This is a genomic window from Methylopila capsulata (assembly GCF_016907975.1).
Lineage (GTDB): Bacteria > Pseudomonadota > Alphaproteobacteria > Rhizobiales > Methylopilaceae > Methylopila > Methylopila capsulata.
Map to the genome: position 1 here is coordinate 669806 of NZ_JAFBCY010000001.1, position 15153 is coordinate 684958.

Annotated in this window: 12 protein-coding genes; 3 read left to right on the forward strand and 9 right to left on the reverse strand. The window is 70.2% G+C overall.

Going from position 1 to position 15153, the window contains the following annotated elements:
• Nucleotides 1–62: 62 nt before the first annotated feature.
• Together argS and JOD31_RS03165 are read right to left on the reverse strand one after the other, a co-directional pair.
• Entirely contained in the window at nt 63–1799 is a 1737-nt protein-coding gene (argS, locus tag JOD31_RS03160) for an arginine--tRNA ligase (protein ID WP_204948842.1), read from the reverse strand.
• A 33-nt stretch (nt 1800–1832) separates the two neighbouring features.
• On the reverse strand, nt 1833–3062 hold the full coding sequence (locus JOD31_RS03165; protein ID WP_246482313.1) for a deoxyguanosinetriphosphate triphosphohydrolase: 1230 nt from the start codon (nt 3060–3062) through the stop codon (nt 1833–1835).
• Between the two features lie 169 nt (nt 3063–3231).
• Between JOD31_RS03165 and erpA the strand changes: the two genes are divergently transcribed.
• From erpA to JOD31_RS03180, 3 genes are all read left to right on the forward strand, one after another.
• A complete protein-coding gene (gene erpA, locus JOD31_RS03170; RefSeq protein WP_204948844.1) occupies nt 3232–3585 on the forward strand; it encodes an iron-sulfur cluster insertion protein ErpA in 354 nt (117 codons plus the stop codon).
• 419 nt (nt 3586–4004) lie between these two features.
• On the forward strand, nt 4005–4790 hold the full coding sequence (xth, locus tag JOD31_RS03175; protein ID WP_204948845.1) for an exodeoxyribonuclease III: 786 nt from the start codon (nt 4005–4007) through the stop codon (nt 4788–4790).
• A gap of 107 nt (nt 4791–4897) precedes the next feature.
• Complete coding sequence (locus JOD31_RS03180; RefSeq protein WP_271206152.1) at nt 4898–7054, forward strand: methyl-accepting chemotaxis protein; 2157 nt, start codon at nt 4898–4900, stop codon at nt 7052–7054.
• A gap of 233 nt (nt 7055–7287) precedes the next feature.
• Here JOD31_RS03180 and JOD31_RS03185 read toward each other — a convergent pair whose 3' ends face one another.
• The 7 genes from JOD31_RS03185 to JOD31_RS03215 form a co-directional block, all read right to left on the reverse strand.
• On the reverse strand, nt 7288–8088 hold the full coding sequence (locus JOD31_RS03185) for a tetratricopeptide repeat protein (protein ID WP_204948846.1): 801 nt from the start codon (nt 8086–8088) through the stop codon (nt 7288–7290).
• A complete protein-coding gene (gene ilvD, locus JOD31_RS03190) occupies nt 8075–9799 on the reverse strand; it encodes a dihydroxy-acid dehydratase (RefSeq protein WP_204948847.1) in 1725 nt (574 codons plus the stop codon). Before ilvD ends, JOD31_RS03185 begins: the two co-directional genes overlap by 14 nt.
• Before the next feature lie 285 nt (nt 9800–10084).
• A complete protein-coding gene (locus tag JOD31_RS03195) occupies nt 10085–11356 on the reverse strand; it encodes a glycosyltransferase (RefSeq protein WP_204948848.1) in 1272 nt (423 codons plus the stop codon).
• 60 nt (nt 11357–11416) lie between these two features.
• Nucleotides 11417–12997 (reverse strand): OpgD/OpgG family glucan biosynthesis protein, encoded by a 1581-nt coding sequence (locus tag JOD31_RS03200; RefSeq protein WP_204948849.1) that lies wholly within the window; start codon nt 12995–12997, stop codon nt 11417–11419.
• A gap of 101 nt (nt 12998–13098) precedes the next feature.
• Complete coding sequence (locus JOD31_RS03205; RefSeq protein WP_204948850.1) at nt 13099–14043, reverse strand: 2-hydroxyacid dehydrogenase; 945 nt, start codon at nt 14041–14043, stop codon at nt 13099–13101.
• 83 nt (nt 14044–14126) lie between these two features.
• A complete protein-coding gene (locus JOD31_RS03210; RefSeq protein ID WP_210341347.1) occupies nt 14127–14549 on the reverse strand; it encodes a DUF2177 family protein in 423 nt (140 codons plus the stop codon).
• A gap of 22 nt (nt 14550–14571) precedes the next feature.
• Nucleotides 14572–15033, reverse strand: coding sequence for a DUF192 domain-containing protein (locus tag JOD31_RS03215; RefSeq protein ID WP_204948851.1), 462 nt, complete (start codon nt 15031–15033; stop codon nt 14572–14574).
• Nucleotides 15034–15153: the final 120 nt, after the last annotated feature.

The window sequence follows — 15153 nt, forward strand, 5'->3', positions numbered from 1 at the left end:
CCGCAAGCCGCAAGGAACGACGCCCCAGACGGCCCCTTCTCAGAGTCCCAACCTTCGGACCCTCACCTCATCTCGTCGGGGGCCGCCACGCCGAGAATACCAAGACCCGCCGCGAGCACCAAGGCCAGCGCGCGGACCAGCGCCAGACGAGCGCAGGTCAATAATGGATTGTTTTCCATAATGAACCGTAAATCAGGCGAGTCTTTGCCGCGGTTCCAGTGGGCGTGCAGGTCGCTCGCGAGATCGTGCAGATAGAACGCGACCCGGTGCGGCTGCCGCGCCTGGGCGGCCTGCTCGACGATGCGCGGCCACTGCGCGAGCCGCTTGATCAGATCGAGTTCGCCGGGGTCGGTCAGTAGCGCGAGGTCCGGCGCGCCGTCGTGTCCGGCGACCTCCGCGCCCTTGCGCAGGATCGATTGAGCCCGGGCGTGGGCGTACTGCACGTAGAACACCGGGTTGTCGCGCGACTGCTCGGTGACCTTCGCGAAGTCGAAGTCGAGCACCGCGTCGTTCGAGCGGAACAGCATCATGAAGCGCACCGCGTCGCGGCCGACCTCGTCGACCACGTCGCGCAGCGTGACGAAGTCGCCCGCGCGCTTCGACATGCGCACCGGCTCGCCCGCCCGGAACAGGCGCACGAGCTGGCAGAGCTCCACGGAGACCTTCGCGGTCCCGCCGGAGAGCGCGCGCCCTACCGCCTCGAGGCGCTTGACGTAGCCGCCGTGGTCCGCGCCCAGCACGAACACCATCTCGCGGAAGCCGCGTTCGAACTTCGAACGGAAGTAGGCCACGTCGGCGGCGAAGTAGGTGTAGGAGCGGTCCGACTTCATCAGCGGGCGGTCGACGTCGTCGCCGAACTCGGTCGCGCGGAACAGCGTCTGCTCGCGCTCCTCCCAGTCGTCCGGCAGCTCGCCCTTCGGCGGCGCCAGCACGCCTTCGTAGACGAGCCCTTGCCGCTTCAGCTCCTCGACCGTGCGCACGATCGGGCCGTCCGGCCCATGCAGCGTGCGCTCGGAGAAGAACACGTCGTGGCGGATGTTCAACGCCGCGAGGTCGTCGCGGATCATCGCCATCATGGCGTCGATCGTGATGTTCTTGACCGTCGGCAGCCAGTCCGCCTCCGGCGTGTCGAGCAGCGACGGGCCGAACCGCTGCGCCAGCGTCTGGCCGACCGGCTTGAGGTAGTCGCCGGGATAGAGCCCTTCCGGCACGGCGCCGATCTCCTCGCCCAGCGCCTCGCGGTAGCGGAGGAAGGCGGAGCGGGCCAGCACGTCGACCTGCGCGCCGGCGTCGTTGATGTAGTACTCGCGCGTCACGTCCTCGCCGGCGAAGGCGAGCAGGCTCGCGAGCGAATCCCCGAACACCGCGCCACGGCAGTGCCCGACGTGCATCGGCCCGGTGGGGTTCGCCGAGACATACTCGACGTTGACCCTGGTCCCGCTCGCCGCATCCGGCTTGCCGTAGTCGAGGCCGGCGGCGAGCGCGGCGCCGAGGACGCCGTGGAGGTAAGCGGGCGTCAGCGTGAGATTGACGAAGCCGGGGCCCGCGACGCTGGTCGCGGCCACGTCCGGCTGCTCGGCGAGCTTCGCCGCGATCTTCTCCGCGAGGTCGCGCGGCTTGACCCCGAGCTCCTTCGACAGCGCAAGCGCCGCGTTGGTGGCGAGATCGCCGTGGCTCGGATCGCGCGGCGGCTCGACCACCACCCTGGCGAGGTCGGGCACGCGCCCGATCGCGCCTTCGGCGGCGAGCGCTTCGAGGATCGAGCGCAGGCGCGCGGCGAAGTCGGCGAAAACGTTCATGGGGATGCGGGGCCTCGTCGGAGAGGTCGGCGGCTAACGCAATTCCGGGGTCGCGTCAAACAGCCGGGCGTGTTCGGACAACGCGTAACGATCGGTCATGCCGGCGATGAAGTCCGCCACGAGCCGCGGGCGGCGGGCGGGCGCGTCGGAGGCTTCGGCCCGCGCCCACTCCGGCGGCAGGGCCTTCGGGTCGGCGGCGTAGGCGCCGTAGAGATCGGTCACCACCTGACGGGCGTCCGCCATCACGCGGTTCAGGTAGGGGTGGCGGTAGAGCTTCGCGAACATCAGCCGCTTCAGCTCGCGCTCGGCCTCCGCCATGGCGGGCGAGAACGCGATCAGCGGCCGGCCTGCGGCGCGCACCGCGTCGACGTCGCGCCCGACGAACGGCGCGAGCCGCCGGGCGCCCTCCCCGATCGCGTTCTCCACCAGCCGAGTGATCACGCGGCGAACGATCTCGTGCACCGTGCGGGCGTGGTCGAGGCCGGGATGGCGATCGCGCACCTCCGCCATGATGTCGGCCAGCAATTGCGAGCCCGACAGGTCGTCGAGGGTGATCAGTCCCGCCCGCAGGCCGTCGTCGATGTCGTGGGCGTCGTAGGCGATGTCGTCGGCGATGGCGGCGGCCTGCGCCTCCGCCGTCGCATGCGTGTCGAGGCCGAGATCATGGACAGCCGCGTATTCGACGAGCGCCGCGGGCAGCGGACGCCCGGCGTAGGCGCCGACGGTCCGACCCTCCGCGTCCAGCAGCGGCCCGTTGTGCTTCACCACGCCTTCAAGCGACTCGAAGGTGAGGTTCAGGCCGTCGTAGTCGGCGTAGCGCTTCTCGAGCTTGGTCAGCGCGCGCAGCGACTGGGCGTTGTGGTCGAAGCCGCCATGCCCCGCCATGCAGGCGTCGAGGGCCTTTTCGCCGGCGTGGCCGAACGGCGGGTGGCCGATGTCGTGGCTGAGAGCGATCGTCTCCGCGAGGTCCTCGTCGAGGCCGAGCGCGCGGGCGATCGAGCGCGCGATCTGTGCGACTTCGAGCGTGTGGGTGAGGCGCGTCCGGAAGTGGTCGCCCTCGTGGTAGACGAAGACCTGCGTCTTGTGCTTCAGCCGCCGGAACGAGGTCGAATGCAGCACCCGGTCCCGGTCGCGCTGGAAATCGGTGCGGGTCGGGCTTGCGGGTTCGTGGGTCAGCCGGCCGCGGCCGCGGGTGGGATCGGCGGCGTAAGAGGCGCGCGGGCGCAGGATCCACGCCGTCACGTCGATCGCCGGGACGTCCATGCCCTGCTCCTTCATGCGGCTCGCACGCAGCCTCCGCGTTGACCGTCCCGCCGCGCGTGCTTACCTCTTGCATGAAACCATGCGCAACACGTCGCGCGACGTTGGCGCTCGATCGGGTCCAGCCCGATCCCGACGCCCCGCCGGCGCGACCAAGGCAGGCACCCGGTCCATGACCACCGCAACCCTCGACGCCCCCGTCGCTCCCGTCTCGATGACGGAGCGCGCGGCCGGCCGCATCAAGGAGATCCTCGCCGACGAGGCGCCGGGCTCGAAGCTCCGCGTCAGCGTCCTCGGCGGCGGCTGCTCCGGCTTCAGCTACGACTTCGGCTTTGACGTCACCGCCCAGGCGGACGACCTCGTCATCAGCCGCGACGGCGCCACCGTGCTGATCGACCCGGTGTCATTGCCCTATCTCGCGGGGTCCGAGATCGACTTCGTCGACGAGTTGATCGGCGCCTCGTTCCAGATCCGCAACCCCAACGCGACCGCCTCCTGCGGCTGCGGCACCAGCTTCGCGATCTGAGATCGTTCGGAACGTCGGCCCTCGCCTAGAGGAGTCGAGCGTCATGCCTCGAGTAAACTTGGGAATGACGATGCTGCAAGGCGGCGAAACCGTCCCGCAGCGATCAGCGGCGACGTGCGCCTCGTCACCGCGAACCGTGAGTTTCCAACGGGCGGTCAACCGTTCATTTTCGCTGCGAAACAATAGCGCACCCAAAGCGCGCCTTTTGGCCTTGGCATTTCGGCGGCGGCGGGCCACTTAGGGTTCGTACGACGGCGAGCGCTTTCGCGAGCCGTCTTGCAGCCCTCCTTTGGGCGTTTCCTCCCTAGACTTGGGCCGCTCGCTTGTCGGGCGGCCTTTTTTTCTGCCTGCGCCCTCGCGGGCCGTCGCCAAGACCGTTAGGTCTGGCGCACGCGCCGCCCGCTCCGGAGGACCGCCCCGTGCAGATCGCCACCTGGAACGTCAACTCGGTCAAGTCCCGGCTCGACCTGCTGCTGCGCTGGCTCGCCGAGGCGAAGCCAGACGTCGTGTGCCTGCAGGAAATCAAGTGCGTGGACGAGGCGTTCCCGCGCGCCGCCATCGAGGACGCCGGCTACCACGTCGCCGTCCATGGCCAGAAGACCTACAACGGCGTCGCCATCCTCTCGCGCCTGCCGCTCGAGGACGTGACGCCCCGCCTGCCCGGCGACGACGGCGACGACCACGCCCGCTTCATCGAGGCGGTGGTCTCGGCGCCGTCGGGGGCGGTGCGCGTCGCCGGCATCTATCTTCCGAACGGCAACCCCGCGCCGGGGCCGAAATACGACTACAAGCTCGCCTGGATGGAGCGCCTGCGCGCCTACGCCGCAGATCGGCTCCGGCTCGAGGAGCCGCTGATCATCGCCGGCGACTACAACGTGATTCCCGCCCGCGCCGACGCCAGGCGTCCCGACGCCTGGGTGGAGGACGCCCTGTTCCGTCCCGACACCCGCGCCTCCTGGCGCAAGCTGCTCGCGCTCGGCCTCACGGAGGCCGTCCGCGCCTGCGACGACGCCGAGGGGCTCTACAGTTTCTGGGACTATCAGGCCGGCGCCTGGCAGAAGAACGACGGCATCCGCATCGACCACCTGCTGCTCTCGCCGCAGGCCGCCGACCGGCTGGTCACGACGCGGATCGACAAGCACGTACGAGCGTGGGAACGGCCGTCGGACCATGTCCCGGTAGTCGCGGAATTCGCGTTCGGATAGCGGCGCCGCACGTTCCGGGACGCGCTCGGGTTGCAGATCATAAGCGTTGATTAAGCGCCGGCGGGGCAGAATCGCGGCCTGCCCCTCAACGCTGTCCCGGTGGTCCCGTGTCTATCCTCTCGACGCTGAAAGTGCGCCTGCCCGCCACCACCATCGGCCTCGCGCTGCTCAGCGCCGGCCTGATGGGCGTGCTCAGTTGGCACGCCGCGAAGCAGGGCCTGGTCGACGAGGCGAACCAGCGGCTGCGCTCGGCCGCCGTCGCCCGCAGCGAAAGCGTCGGGCTGCTGGCGGAGCGGGCAAAGGCGGACTTCGTCGCCGTCGCGGCGCATCCGCTCGTGCAGCAGAACTTCGGCGACATCGCGGAAAATCTCGACCCGAGCCGCCCGGACTTCGACCAGTTGAAAGCCGCCTTCCAGAGCGCGCCGGATGTCGCCGGGCGGGTCGCCGTCGACGGCGCCGAGACCAACACGACCTACGGCCGCCGCCACGCCAAGGTGCAGGAGGTCGCCCGCAAGCTGATCGCCCAGCCCGGCTACGCCGACCTGGTCTTCCTGAACGCCGACGGGCGCGTCGTCTACACCACCACCAAGGGCGCCGACTTCGGCGCGGCGCTGTCGGACGCCGCGCTCGCCGGCACCGGCCTCGCGCGGCTCTACGACACGCTGAAGGCCGGCCCCGACGACGCCGTCGTCTTCCAGGACTTCGCGGCCTACCCCGCCGGCGAGGGTCCCTCCGCCTTCATCGGCCGTCCCATGACCAAGCGCGCGAACGTCGCGATGGGCTCCGCCCAGGCCTCCGAGCGCACCGGCTACGTGCTGATGCGGCTGTCGCCGGCGCTGTTCGACCAGACGCTGTCGAAGCGCGCCGGCCTCGGCGCGACCGGCGAGGCGCTCGCGATCGGCGCCGACGGCGCTCTCCGCAGCGACCCGCCGCTCGCGATCGAGGCGCACGCGGGCGACCCCGCCGCCCGGCTCGGCCTGTCCGCTGAGGCGACGAAGGACGCGGAGCCCTTCACCTTCGAGCGCGACGGCGTGGCGCGGATGGCGGTCGCCACCCCCATGGACGTGCTGGGCGCGCCCTGGACGATCGTCGCCGCTCAGACGACCGACGAAGCCGTCGCCGCGGCGACCACGCTGACCCGGACGCTGGCGATCACCGCCGCCGCCGTGCTGGCCCTCACCGCTCTGCTCGGTATGATCCTGGCCCGCTCCATCGTAGGCCCGCTCGGCGCGCTGACGACGGCGCTGAAGGCCCTCGCCGCCCGCAAGGACCTCGCCGAGGTGCCCGGCAGCCGCCGCTCCGACGAGATCGGCGACATCGCCCGCGCTGTCGTGACGATCCGCGACATGTCGCTCGAAGAGGCGGCCCAGCAGCTCAAGACCACCGAGGCCGGACGCCTGCGCGAGGAGGAGGCCCGCCGGACGATGCTGCGGGAGCTCGCCGACCGCTTCGAGCAGTCCGTCGGCGGCATCGTGTCGGACGTGACGCTGTCGATCGGCGGCCTGCAATCGGCCGCGCGGACCATGCGCGCCACCGTGGACGGAACCTCGCAGCGCTCCGCCTCGGTCGCCTCCACGGCCGAGCAGACGGCGGGCAACGTCAACGTCGTCGCCTCGGCCGCCGAAGAGCTCGCCAAGACCATCCATGAGATCGCAGGCCGCGTGGAGCAGGCGGCGGTGATGTCCTCGCGCGCCGTCGATGGGGCCTCGACGGCCGAGCGCACGATCTCCGAGCTCTCGACCGCGGCGATGAGGATCGGCGACGTCGTCGACCTCGTGGCCCAGATCGCGAGCCAGACCAACCTGCTGGCGCTCAACGCCACCATCGAGGCGGCGCGCGCCGGCGAAGCGGGGCGCGGCTTCGCGGTCGTGGCCTCGGAGGTCAAGGAGCTCGCGAACCAGACCACCCGCGCGACCGCCGAGATCGGCCAGCACGTCGCCCTGATCCGCCAGACGACCGGCGACGCGTCGCGCGCGATCCAGGAGATCGCCCACCAGATCCAGGCCATGAACGAGGTGTCGACGACGATCGCCTCGGCGGTCGAGGAGCAGAACGTCACGACGCAGGAGATCGTCCGCAGCATGGACCAGGCCTCGGCCGGATCGCAGGCGATGACCTCGGACATCGCCCAGGTCGCCCGCACGGCGGGCGAGGCCGGCGCGGCCGCCGGCGACGTGGCCCAGGCCGCCGACGACCTGTCGCGTCAGTCGGACAACCTCAGCCGCGAGGTGCGGCAGTTCCTCAGCAACGTACGGGCCGCGTAGCGATACGAAACGACGCGTCGGCGCCTTCGGAGCGCCCCGCCGCTGCGCGACACCTGAAGGACGCGCTCAGCCCGCCCGTCCTTCGGAGCCTCGCCGTGACAGCGACCGACCCCGCCCCTCTCGCCTCGCCCGACGCGCGACCGCGCCAGAAAGCTCGACGGTCGTGGGGCCGAGGGCTGCAGGCGGAGCGGTAGGAAGCGCAGTCCGCGGCGCGGACGACCGGCCGCCGGATGTCAGCCGCGGTCCTTCAGCCAGGCGTTGACGTAGCTCGCGGACGAGGCGCGCTCGTCCTCGGTCGCGGCGTCCATGGCCTTGTCGTAGAGCTCGACGATCCACCGGTCCTGATCGCCCGCCGCTTCCTTGGCGAGCGTCAGCCACATCAGCCCGCGCGCGGCCTGCCGGGGCACCTCCCCGCCGTTGAACAGCAGGTGGCCGAGCACGGCCTGCGCGTCGCGCTGGCCCTTGTTGGCGGCGAGGCCAAGCCAGCGGGCCGCCTGCCGCACGTCCTTCTTCACGCTCTGCCCGTCGAGGTACATGCGGGCCAGATTGTACTGCGCGTCGGGGTCGCCGAAGTAGGAGGCGGCGTAGGAGAACATCTCGCGCGCCCGTTCGGCGTCGGCCGTGATCGGGCTGTTCGCGATGCCGTCGAGATAGTAGTTGCCGAGCGCCACGAAGGAGTTCGCCACGAACCGCGCCTGCACCGTGTCCGGCGCGTCGTCGGCGTGGGCGTTGGCGATCTGGCTGAAATAGTCGAACGCCTTGACGTCGTCGCGCTCGACGCCGTCGCCCTCGGCGTACATGCGGCCGAGCTTCCACTGCGCCATCGCGTGGCCGCGGTTTGCGGCGTCGATCAGCGAGGTCAGGGCGCCAGCCTTGTCGCCGGCGAGGTAGGCCTGCGCGCCGGTCCGGAACTGCTCGAACGGCGACGGCTGCTTCTTGGAGCTCGTGCCCTCGAAAGCGCGCGCGGCGGTGGAGCCGCCGAACAGCGCCAACACCGCGAAGGCGAGGCAGGGAAGGCGCTTACACGTCCGCATAGGCGCGCCGCTCGAACTTGGCGCCCGGATGGGTCACCGCCCCCTCGCGCGCCGGGCCCACGCCCTGCGCGTATTTCCAGAGCGCGCCCGACCCGAAGCCGTGGTCGCGCGGCGTCCAGTCCTGCCGGCGGGCGTCGAGTTCGGCGTCGGTGAGCGCGACGTCGAGCGTGCCGGCGACGGCGTCGATCGTGATCACGTCGCCGTCGCGCAGCAGGCCGATCGGCCCCCCGACGGCGGCTTCGGGGCCGACGTGGCCGATGCAGAAGCCGCGGGTGGCGCCGGAAAACCGGCCGTCGGTGATCAGCGCGACCTTGTCGCCCATGCCCTGACCGTAGAGGGCTGCGGTGGTCGACAGCATCTCGCGCATGCCGGGCCCGCCGCGCGGACCCTCGTAGCGGATGACGAGGACTTCGCCTTCCTTGTAGCTCTTGTTCGTGACCGCCTCGTAGCACTCCTCCTCGCTGTCGAAGCAGCGCGCCGGTCCGGAGAAGGTCTGGTTGGTCATGCCCGCGACCTTCACGATCGCGCCGTCCGGGGCGAGGTTGCCGCGGAGGCCGACCACGCCGCCGGTCTTCGTCAGCGGCTTGTCCGCCGGGAGGATGACGTCCTGGTCCGGGTTCCAGCGCACCGACGCCATGTTCTCGGCGATGGTGCGGCCGGTGACGGTGAGGCAGTCGCCGTGCAGGAAGCCGTGGTCGAGCAGCGTCTTCATCAGCAGCGGCACGCCGCCGACCTCGAACAGGTCCTTGGCGACGTACCGGCCGCCGGGCTTGAGGTCCGCGACGTAAGGCGTGCGCTTGAAGATCTCGGCGACGTCGAACAGGTCGAACTCGATGCCCGCCTCATGGGCGATCGCCGGGAGATGCAGGGCCGCGTTGGTGGAGCCGCCGGAGGCCGCGACCACGGTCGCCGCGTTCTCGAGCGCCTTGCGGGTGACGATGTCGCGCGGCCGGATGTTGCGGGCGATCAGCTCCATGATCATCTCGCCGGCCGTCATGCAGAACCGGTCGCGGATCTCGTAGGGAGCCGGCGCGCCCGCCGAATAGGGCAGCGCGAGGCCGATGGCCTCGGACACCGTCGCCATGGTGTTGGCGGTGAACTGCGCGCCGCAGGCGCCGGCGGAGGGGCACGCGACCTGCTCGATCTCGTCGAGGTCCGCGTCCGACATCGCGTTGACCGAGTGCTTGCCGACCGCTTCGAACACGTCCTGGATGGTGATCGGCTGGCCGCGGAACGAGCCCGGCAGGATCGAGCCGCCGTAGATGAAGATCGACGGCACGTTGAGGCGCACCATCGCCATCATCATGCCCGGAAGCGACTTGTCGCAGCCCGCGAGCCCGACCAGCGCGTCGTAGCAGTGCCCGCGCATGGTAAGCTCGACGGAGTCCGCGATCACCTCGCGGGAGGCGAGCGAGGACTTCATGCCCTCGTGGCCCATGGCGATGCCGTCGGTGACGGTGATGGTGCAGAACTCGCGGGGGGTGCCGTTGGCGGACGCCACGCCCTTCTTCACCGCCTGCGCCTGGCGCATCAGTGAAATATTGCAGGGCGCCGCCTCGTTCCAGCACGACGCCACGCCGACCAGCGGCTGGTGGATCTGCGCCTTGGTCAGGCCCATCGCATAGAGATACGACCGGTGCGGGGCCCGCGACGGGCCTTCCGTGACATGCCGGCTCGGCAATCTCGATTTGTCGAAGACTTTGGCGTCCATAGGTCCCGCTTATGCCCCCGTCGCGCGTCCTGAATATGGCGCGCGCATCGACGTTCCGAGGAAGCGGATCCGACCACGCCGCGTCGACGAACACTCGACGCTTAACGACACCCGAACGCACGCGGCCTGCTGACGGAACGCCCCGATCCCCCGATCGGCTCTACTTTAAAGACCGTAATCTGATCAGCAGGTTAAGTTCAGGGGTGGCGGCGCTTTGCGGCTAAATGGCGGCGAAAGCTTCGCCGCCGCGCGCAGCCCGGGCGCCTGACCGGGACTCAGTGTCTTTCAGGTGACAGGGACCAGCGCAGGCCGAGCCGCCTCAAGGGCGGATTGAGCGCCCAGAAGGCCGTCGAGCAGCGCCATCTGACGCGTCAGGCAGACGCGTAGATCGTAGGTCGCGAGCGCGGTCTGGCGGGCGGCCCGGCGCATGGCGCCGAGAGCGTCCCTTTCCGCGAGCGTCCGCGCCACGGTCTCGGCGAGGGCGACGACGTCGAAGAAGTCGACCAGGCGGCCGTTCACGCCGTCGACGATGGCCTCGCGCACCGGCGCGGTGTCGGAGCCGACGATCAGGCATCCCGCCGCCATCGCCTCGAGCAGCGACCACGACAGCACGAAGGGATAGGTCAGATAGACGTGGCAGGACGAGATCTGCAGCAGCGCGAGGAAATCGGGCTTCGGAACCTGCCCGAGAAAATGCACCCGGCTCATATCGATCCGGCCCCTGACCTCGTCGAGATAAGTCTCCTTCCACGTCGTCCCGGCCGGCGCGGCCCGACCGTAGGCGACGCCGTCGCCGCCCACGATCAGCACCTGGGCGTTCGGCCGCTTCGCCATGATCTCGGGCAGAGCCCGCATGAAGACGTGATAGCCGCGGTAGGGTTCGAGCTGCCGGTTGACGAAGGTGATGATCTCGTCGTGCCGGGTGAACGTCCGGTCGACGCCGGCCGGGCGGAACTGCGCGTCCGGGTGCGGCGCGGCGGCGTTCACGTCCACCCCGTCGTGGGCGACCTGAATCCTGTCCCACAGGAAGTCGGGATGCTGGCGCTTCTGCCACTCGGTCGGCGACAGGCCCATGTCGGCGGCGGCGAGCGCCGTCAGCATGCCGGCGTTCTTGGTGCGGATACGGGCCGCGGTCCGCAGCCCGCCGTCCGGAAACTCCGGATCGAAACCGACGTCGGAGTTCCGATAGTTGTAGAAGAACTCGCTGTAGACGACCTGCTTCGCCGCCGGAAAGATGTCGCGCGCGAACAGCGTTTCGCCCCAGCCGGAATGGCCGACGACCAGCGCAGGATCGCAGCCCGCTTCGCGCCGGAGACGCTGCATCGCAGCGCCGGCGAGTTCGCCCCTCACCACGTCCGAGGTGAAGCGCTCGACCAGGGGGTGGCCGGGCTTCGGCGGGGCCTTCGGCATCGGGTAGCGCGCGAGCATCACGCCCTGGCGGGGGCGCGCCGTGGGACTGCCGACCGCGAAGACGCGCACGCCCGGCCGCTGTGCGAAGGCCTGCGCCATGTGCACGAACTGGCCGGGGAAGTTGTTGTGAATGAACAGGACGTCCAACGGCCCTCCCCCGGAAGCTCGACCGCGATCAGGCGCCCGCGGTCCTTGGAATAAAACGGCTCAGGCGGGCCGGGTCCACTGGAACACCCAGGTCTCGGTCAAGGTCTTGCCGCCGGCCTTGAGCACGCCGCGGATCTCGGCGCTGGTCCCCGGCTCGGTGAGCTCGTGATCGAGGAACAGCCGGAAACCGCCGATCTCCCTGTTCGGCATCACAAAGGCGGCGTTGATCTTGCCGAGGCTCGCGCCGGTCTCGGTGACCACCTTGGTCGGATCGTCCAGCCAGTAGTCGAGGTCGCCCCCGGCGAAATCGACGATGAAGCGGCGGACGTGGTCCGGCCCGGGATTGGGATCGCCCGAGGCCCGCGCCTCGGCGACGAAGGTGTGGATCGCGCGCGCCTGCGGCGACACCCGCTCGGCGAGCTTCAGCGCCCGGATGCGGTAGGAGTAGCGCAGCGTGGACCCGGCGGCCGCCGGCGCGTCCGGCACCCAGTAGGCGACGATGTTGTCGGCGGTCTCGTTGTCGGTCGGGATCTCCACGAGCTCCGCCCGCCCCGGCCCCCAGTCGCCGCTCGGCTCGATCATGTAGCTCGGGCGCAGGTCGTAGCGCACCTCGAGATCCTGGTAGTGCTCGAAAAGCCGGTCGCGCTGGAGAAGACCGAAGCCGCGCAGGTTGCCGTCGCCGAACGCCGTCTTCTGCAGCCTCTCAGGGTTCATCAGCGGCCGCCAGATCGCCTGGCCGGAGGCGGCCTTCACCAGCAACCCGTCGGAATCGTGCACCTCGGGGCGGTAGCCGCGGTAATGCCGGCGGTCGTTCTCGCCGTAGAAATACATCGAGGTGAGCGGCGCGACGCCGAGCTTCTTCACGTCGGTGCGCGGGAACAGGGTCGAGCCGACGTCGACGGTGGTTTCATCGCCCGGCGTCAGCACCATGCGATAGGCGCCGGCGATGGACGGGCTGTCGAGCAGCGCGTGCACGACGAGCGACGTCGCATCCGCTTTCGGCTCCTCCACCCAGAACTCGCGGAACAGCGGGAACTCTTCCGGCTCGGGCTCGCCGGTGCCGAGCGCAAGCCCGCGCGCCGAGATGCCGTAATGCTGGCCCGCGCCCAGAACGCGGAAGTAGCTCGCGCCGAGAAACACGCCGAGTTCGTCCATCACGGTCGGGCGGTTCAGCGGATAGAGCAGCCGGAACCCGGCGAAGCCGGTGTCGATCGAGAGCCTCTGGGACAGCTTGGTCTGGCCGAAGTCGAACAGCGAGGCGTCGTACGGGATCGGGGCCGGGACGCCCTCGCGCACGAGGTTCACGATCACCGGGTCCTTGTAGAGGAAGCCGAGGTGAAACAGCTCCATGCGGAAGCCGCTGGACGACTTGCCGAAGAACGCCTTCTCCCGGCGGAAACGGATGTCGCGGTAGGCGTCGAAGCTCATCTCGGCGAGGGCCTTGGGCAGCTCCGCCTTGAGCGCATCGAACGGCGCCGCGGCGAGCTTGCGCGCCCGTTCGATGATCACGCCATGGTCGAACGCCGCCGGTCCCGGCGGAGGCGCAGGCGGCGCGTCCGCCGTTTGCGCGGCGAGCCCGGTCGGGACGAGCGCGGTCCCCGCGCCCAGCAGAACGACGGCGTCTCGGCGTGTCAGCGTCAATTGAGAAGTCCCCATGAATCGCCCAGCGGCCTTAAGTAGCGCATACCCGGCCTAACGGAAGACACGCGCTGTCGTGACGCGCCGCCGCGCTTTGCGCCGTTTCAGTATCCCCGCCGACGGTCGACCGCGTGGAGCGGCGGCTGGCCCGAACGGATGCGCCTGACGTTCTCCGCGATCTGCGTCGCGGCCGACGTCGGCAGCGCGATCGAGGCGAGGTGCGGGGTGATGAGCACGTTGTCGAGCCGCCAGAGCGGGCTGGTCTCGGGCAGCGGCTCGGTCTCGAACACGTCGAGCGTTGCGTCCGAAATCGAGCGCCGCGTCAGCGCGTCGACCAGCGCCGCTTCGTCCACCACCGGGCCGCGCGAGACGTTGACGAACTTCGCGCCCTCCGGCAGCAGCGCCAGCCGCTCCGCGCTCAGCAACCCGCGCGTCTCGGGCGTCAGCGGCAGCATCACGACGAGGATCTCGCAGCCGCCGAGAAACGCGGAAAGCGCCGCCATCCCGGCAGAACAGGCGACGCCCTCGATGGTCTTCGGCGAGCGCGACCAGCCGCGCACGTCGAAGCCCTGGCGGGCGATCTCTTTCGCCGCCGCGGCCCCGAGTTCGCCGAGGCCCATCACGCCGACCCGAATCTCCTCGGCGGCACGCGGATGCACATAGGCCCAGCGGCCCTCGCGCTGGGCGCGCTCGAACACCGGAATGTCGCGCGCGTGGCGCAGCACCGCGAACAGTACGTAGCCCGCCATCATCCGGGCCATCAGCGGGTCCGACAGCCGGGTGACGGGCGCGTCCGGCAGATCATCGCGCGCCGTCAGAGCGTCGACCCCGGCGCCGAGATTGATCACGAGCGCGAGGTTCGGGAAACGCGCGAAGAAGCCCTGCGGCGGGTTCCAGACCAGGGCGTAGCGAACGCTCGCCGGGTCCGCGACGTCATCGGCGCGGCGCACGTCGAGATTGGGCAGCGCGGTCGCGAGCGCCGCGCGCCAGGGCTCGAAGACGTCGACCGCGCTGTGGAAGACAAGGGTGTCGGAATCGGTTCGGGACATGGCCGCACCATGCCAAGGGGGGCCGCGTCCGCCAAATCGATCGATGCGGCCGACCCGCGGCCGCTAAGGGCGCAAGGCGGCGCTCAGCCCTCGCCGCCGACCAGGCGGGCGGCGAAGAAGCCCGCGACCGCGGCCGCGCCTGTCAGCGTCGTGCCCCAGGACAGGTCGACGATCGTCACCGTCGCCGGCCAGTCCTTCAGCGTCGCGAGGTTGGTGAAGTCGTAGGTCGCGTAGCAGAAGAAGCCGAACAGCGCCCCCCAGAGCAGCGCGGTGGTCCAGGAGCCCGCGACGAGGCCCGGCGTCACCGCGAACAGCACGATGCCGATGACATAGAGCGCGTAGAAGCCCGCGGCCGCGACCATGTTCGGCTCGGGCGCCAGCATCGCGCCGATCTGCGAGCGGTAGAACCCGCTGGCCACATAGCCGAGCCAGAGAAAATCGGCAGCGAAGAACAGAAGCGCCGCGCCAATGTAGGCGGCGACGTAGGTGGTGGCGGAAAAGGTCAGCGGTCCGCTCCATGGCGCGGCGTCACCGCGCCATGGACGCGCTCGACACCTGGTCCCCGGGCTTGAGCCCGATCCGCGCCGCGGAGCCTGCGAGAAGCTCCACGACGTAGCGCACGTCGCCGCCCGACTCGATGATGCGGGTCGAGAGCGGCTCCGTATCGGCTTCTACGCGCAGGACCGTCCCGTCGGATCGCACGAACACCATGTCGAGCGAGACGTAGGTGTTCTGCATCCACATGCTGACGCTTTGGGGGCGGACGAAGTCGAAGATCATGCCGCGGTCGGGCGCCAGCGAGCGCCGGTACATCAGCCCGACCTCGCGCTCCTGCTCGGAGCGCGCGACCTCGACCTGGAAGCCATGAGCGCCGCTCGCCGTCTCGATCGTAAGCGGCTCGAGCGTCGCCGTCGCATGAACGGGCGGCGCGGCGACCAGCGCGACGAGAAGGAGACCGAGGGCGGCGAAGAATGTGCGGGCGAGGGTCATGGCCCGGTTGTCGGGCCGCGCCCGGCCGCCGTCAATGGGATGCGACGGCGAGGGCATCGCGGGCGACGGGACGCGCCCGCGGGCGGCAAAGGCGACGCGGCGCGCACGATCGAACAGGAA

Excerpts from the sequence above, each read along its gene's own strand:
- argS (WP_204948842.1), bottom strand. The coding sequence starts at position 1,799 with ATGAACGTTTTCGCCGACTTCGCCGCGCGCCTGCGCTCGATCCTCGAA.
- JOD31_RS03165 (WP_246482313.1), bottom strand. The coding sequence starts at position 3,062 with ATGGACGTCCCGGCGATCGACGTGACGGCGTGGATCCTGCGCCCGCGC.
- erpA (WP_204948844.1), top strand. The coding sequence starts at position 3,232 with ATGACCACCGCAACCCTCGACGCCCCCGTCGCTCCCGTCTCGATGACG.
- JOD31_RS03185 (WP_204948846.1), bottom strand. The coding sequence starts at position 8,088 with ATGCGGACGTGTAAGCGCCTTCCCTGCCTCGCCTTCGCGGTGTTGGCG.
- ilvD (WP_204948847.1), bottom strand. The coding sequence starts at position 9,799 with ATGGACGCCAAAGTCTTCGACAAATCGAGATTGCCGAGCCGGCATGTC.
- JOD31_RS03205 (WP_204948850.1), bottom strand. The coding sequence starts at position 14,043 with ATGTCCCGAACCGATTCCGACACCCTTGTCTTCCACAGCGCGGTCGAC.
- JOD31_RS03215 (WP_204948851.1), bottom strand. The coding sequence starts at position 15,033 with ATGACCCTCGCCCGCACATTCTTCGCCGCCCTCGGTCTCCTTCTCGTC.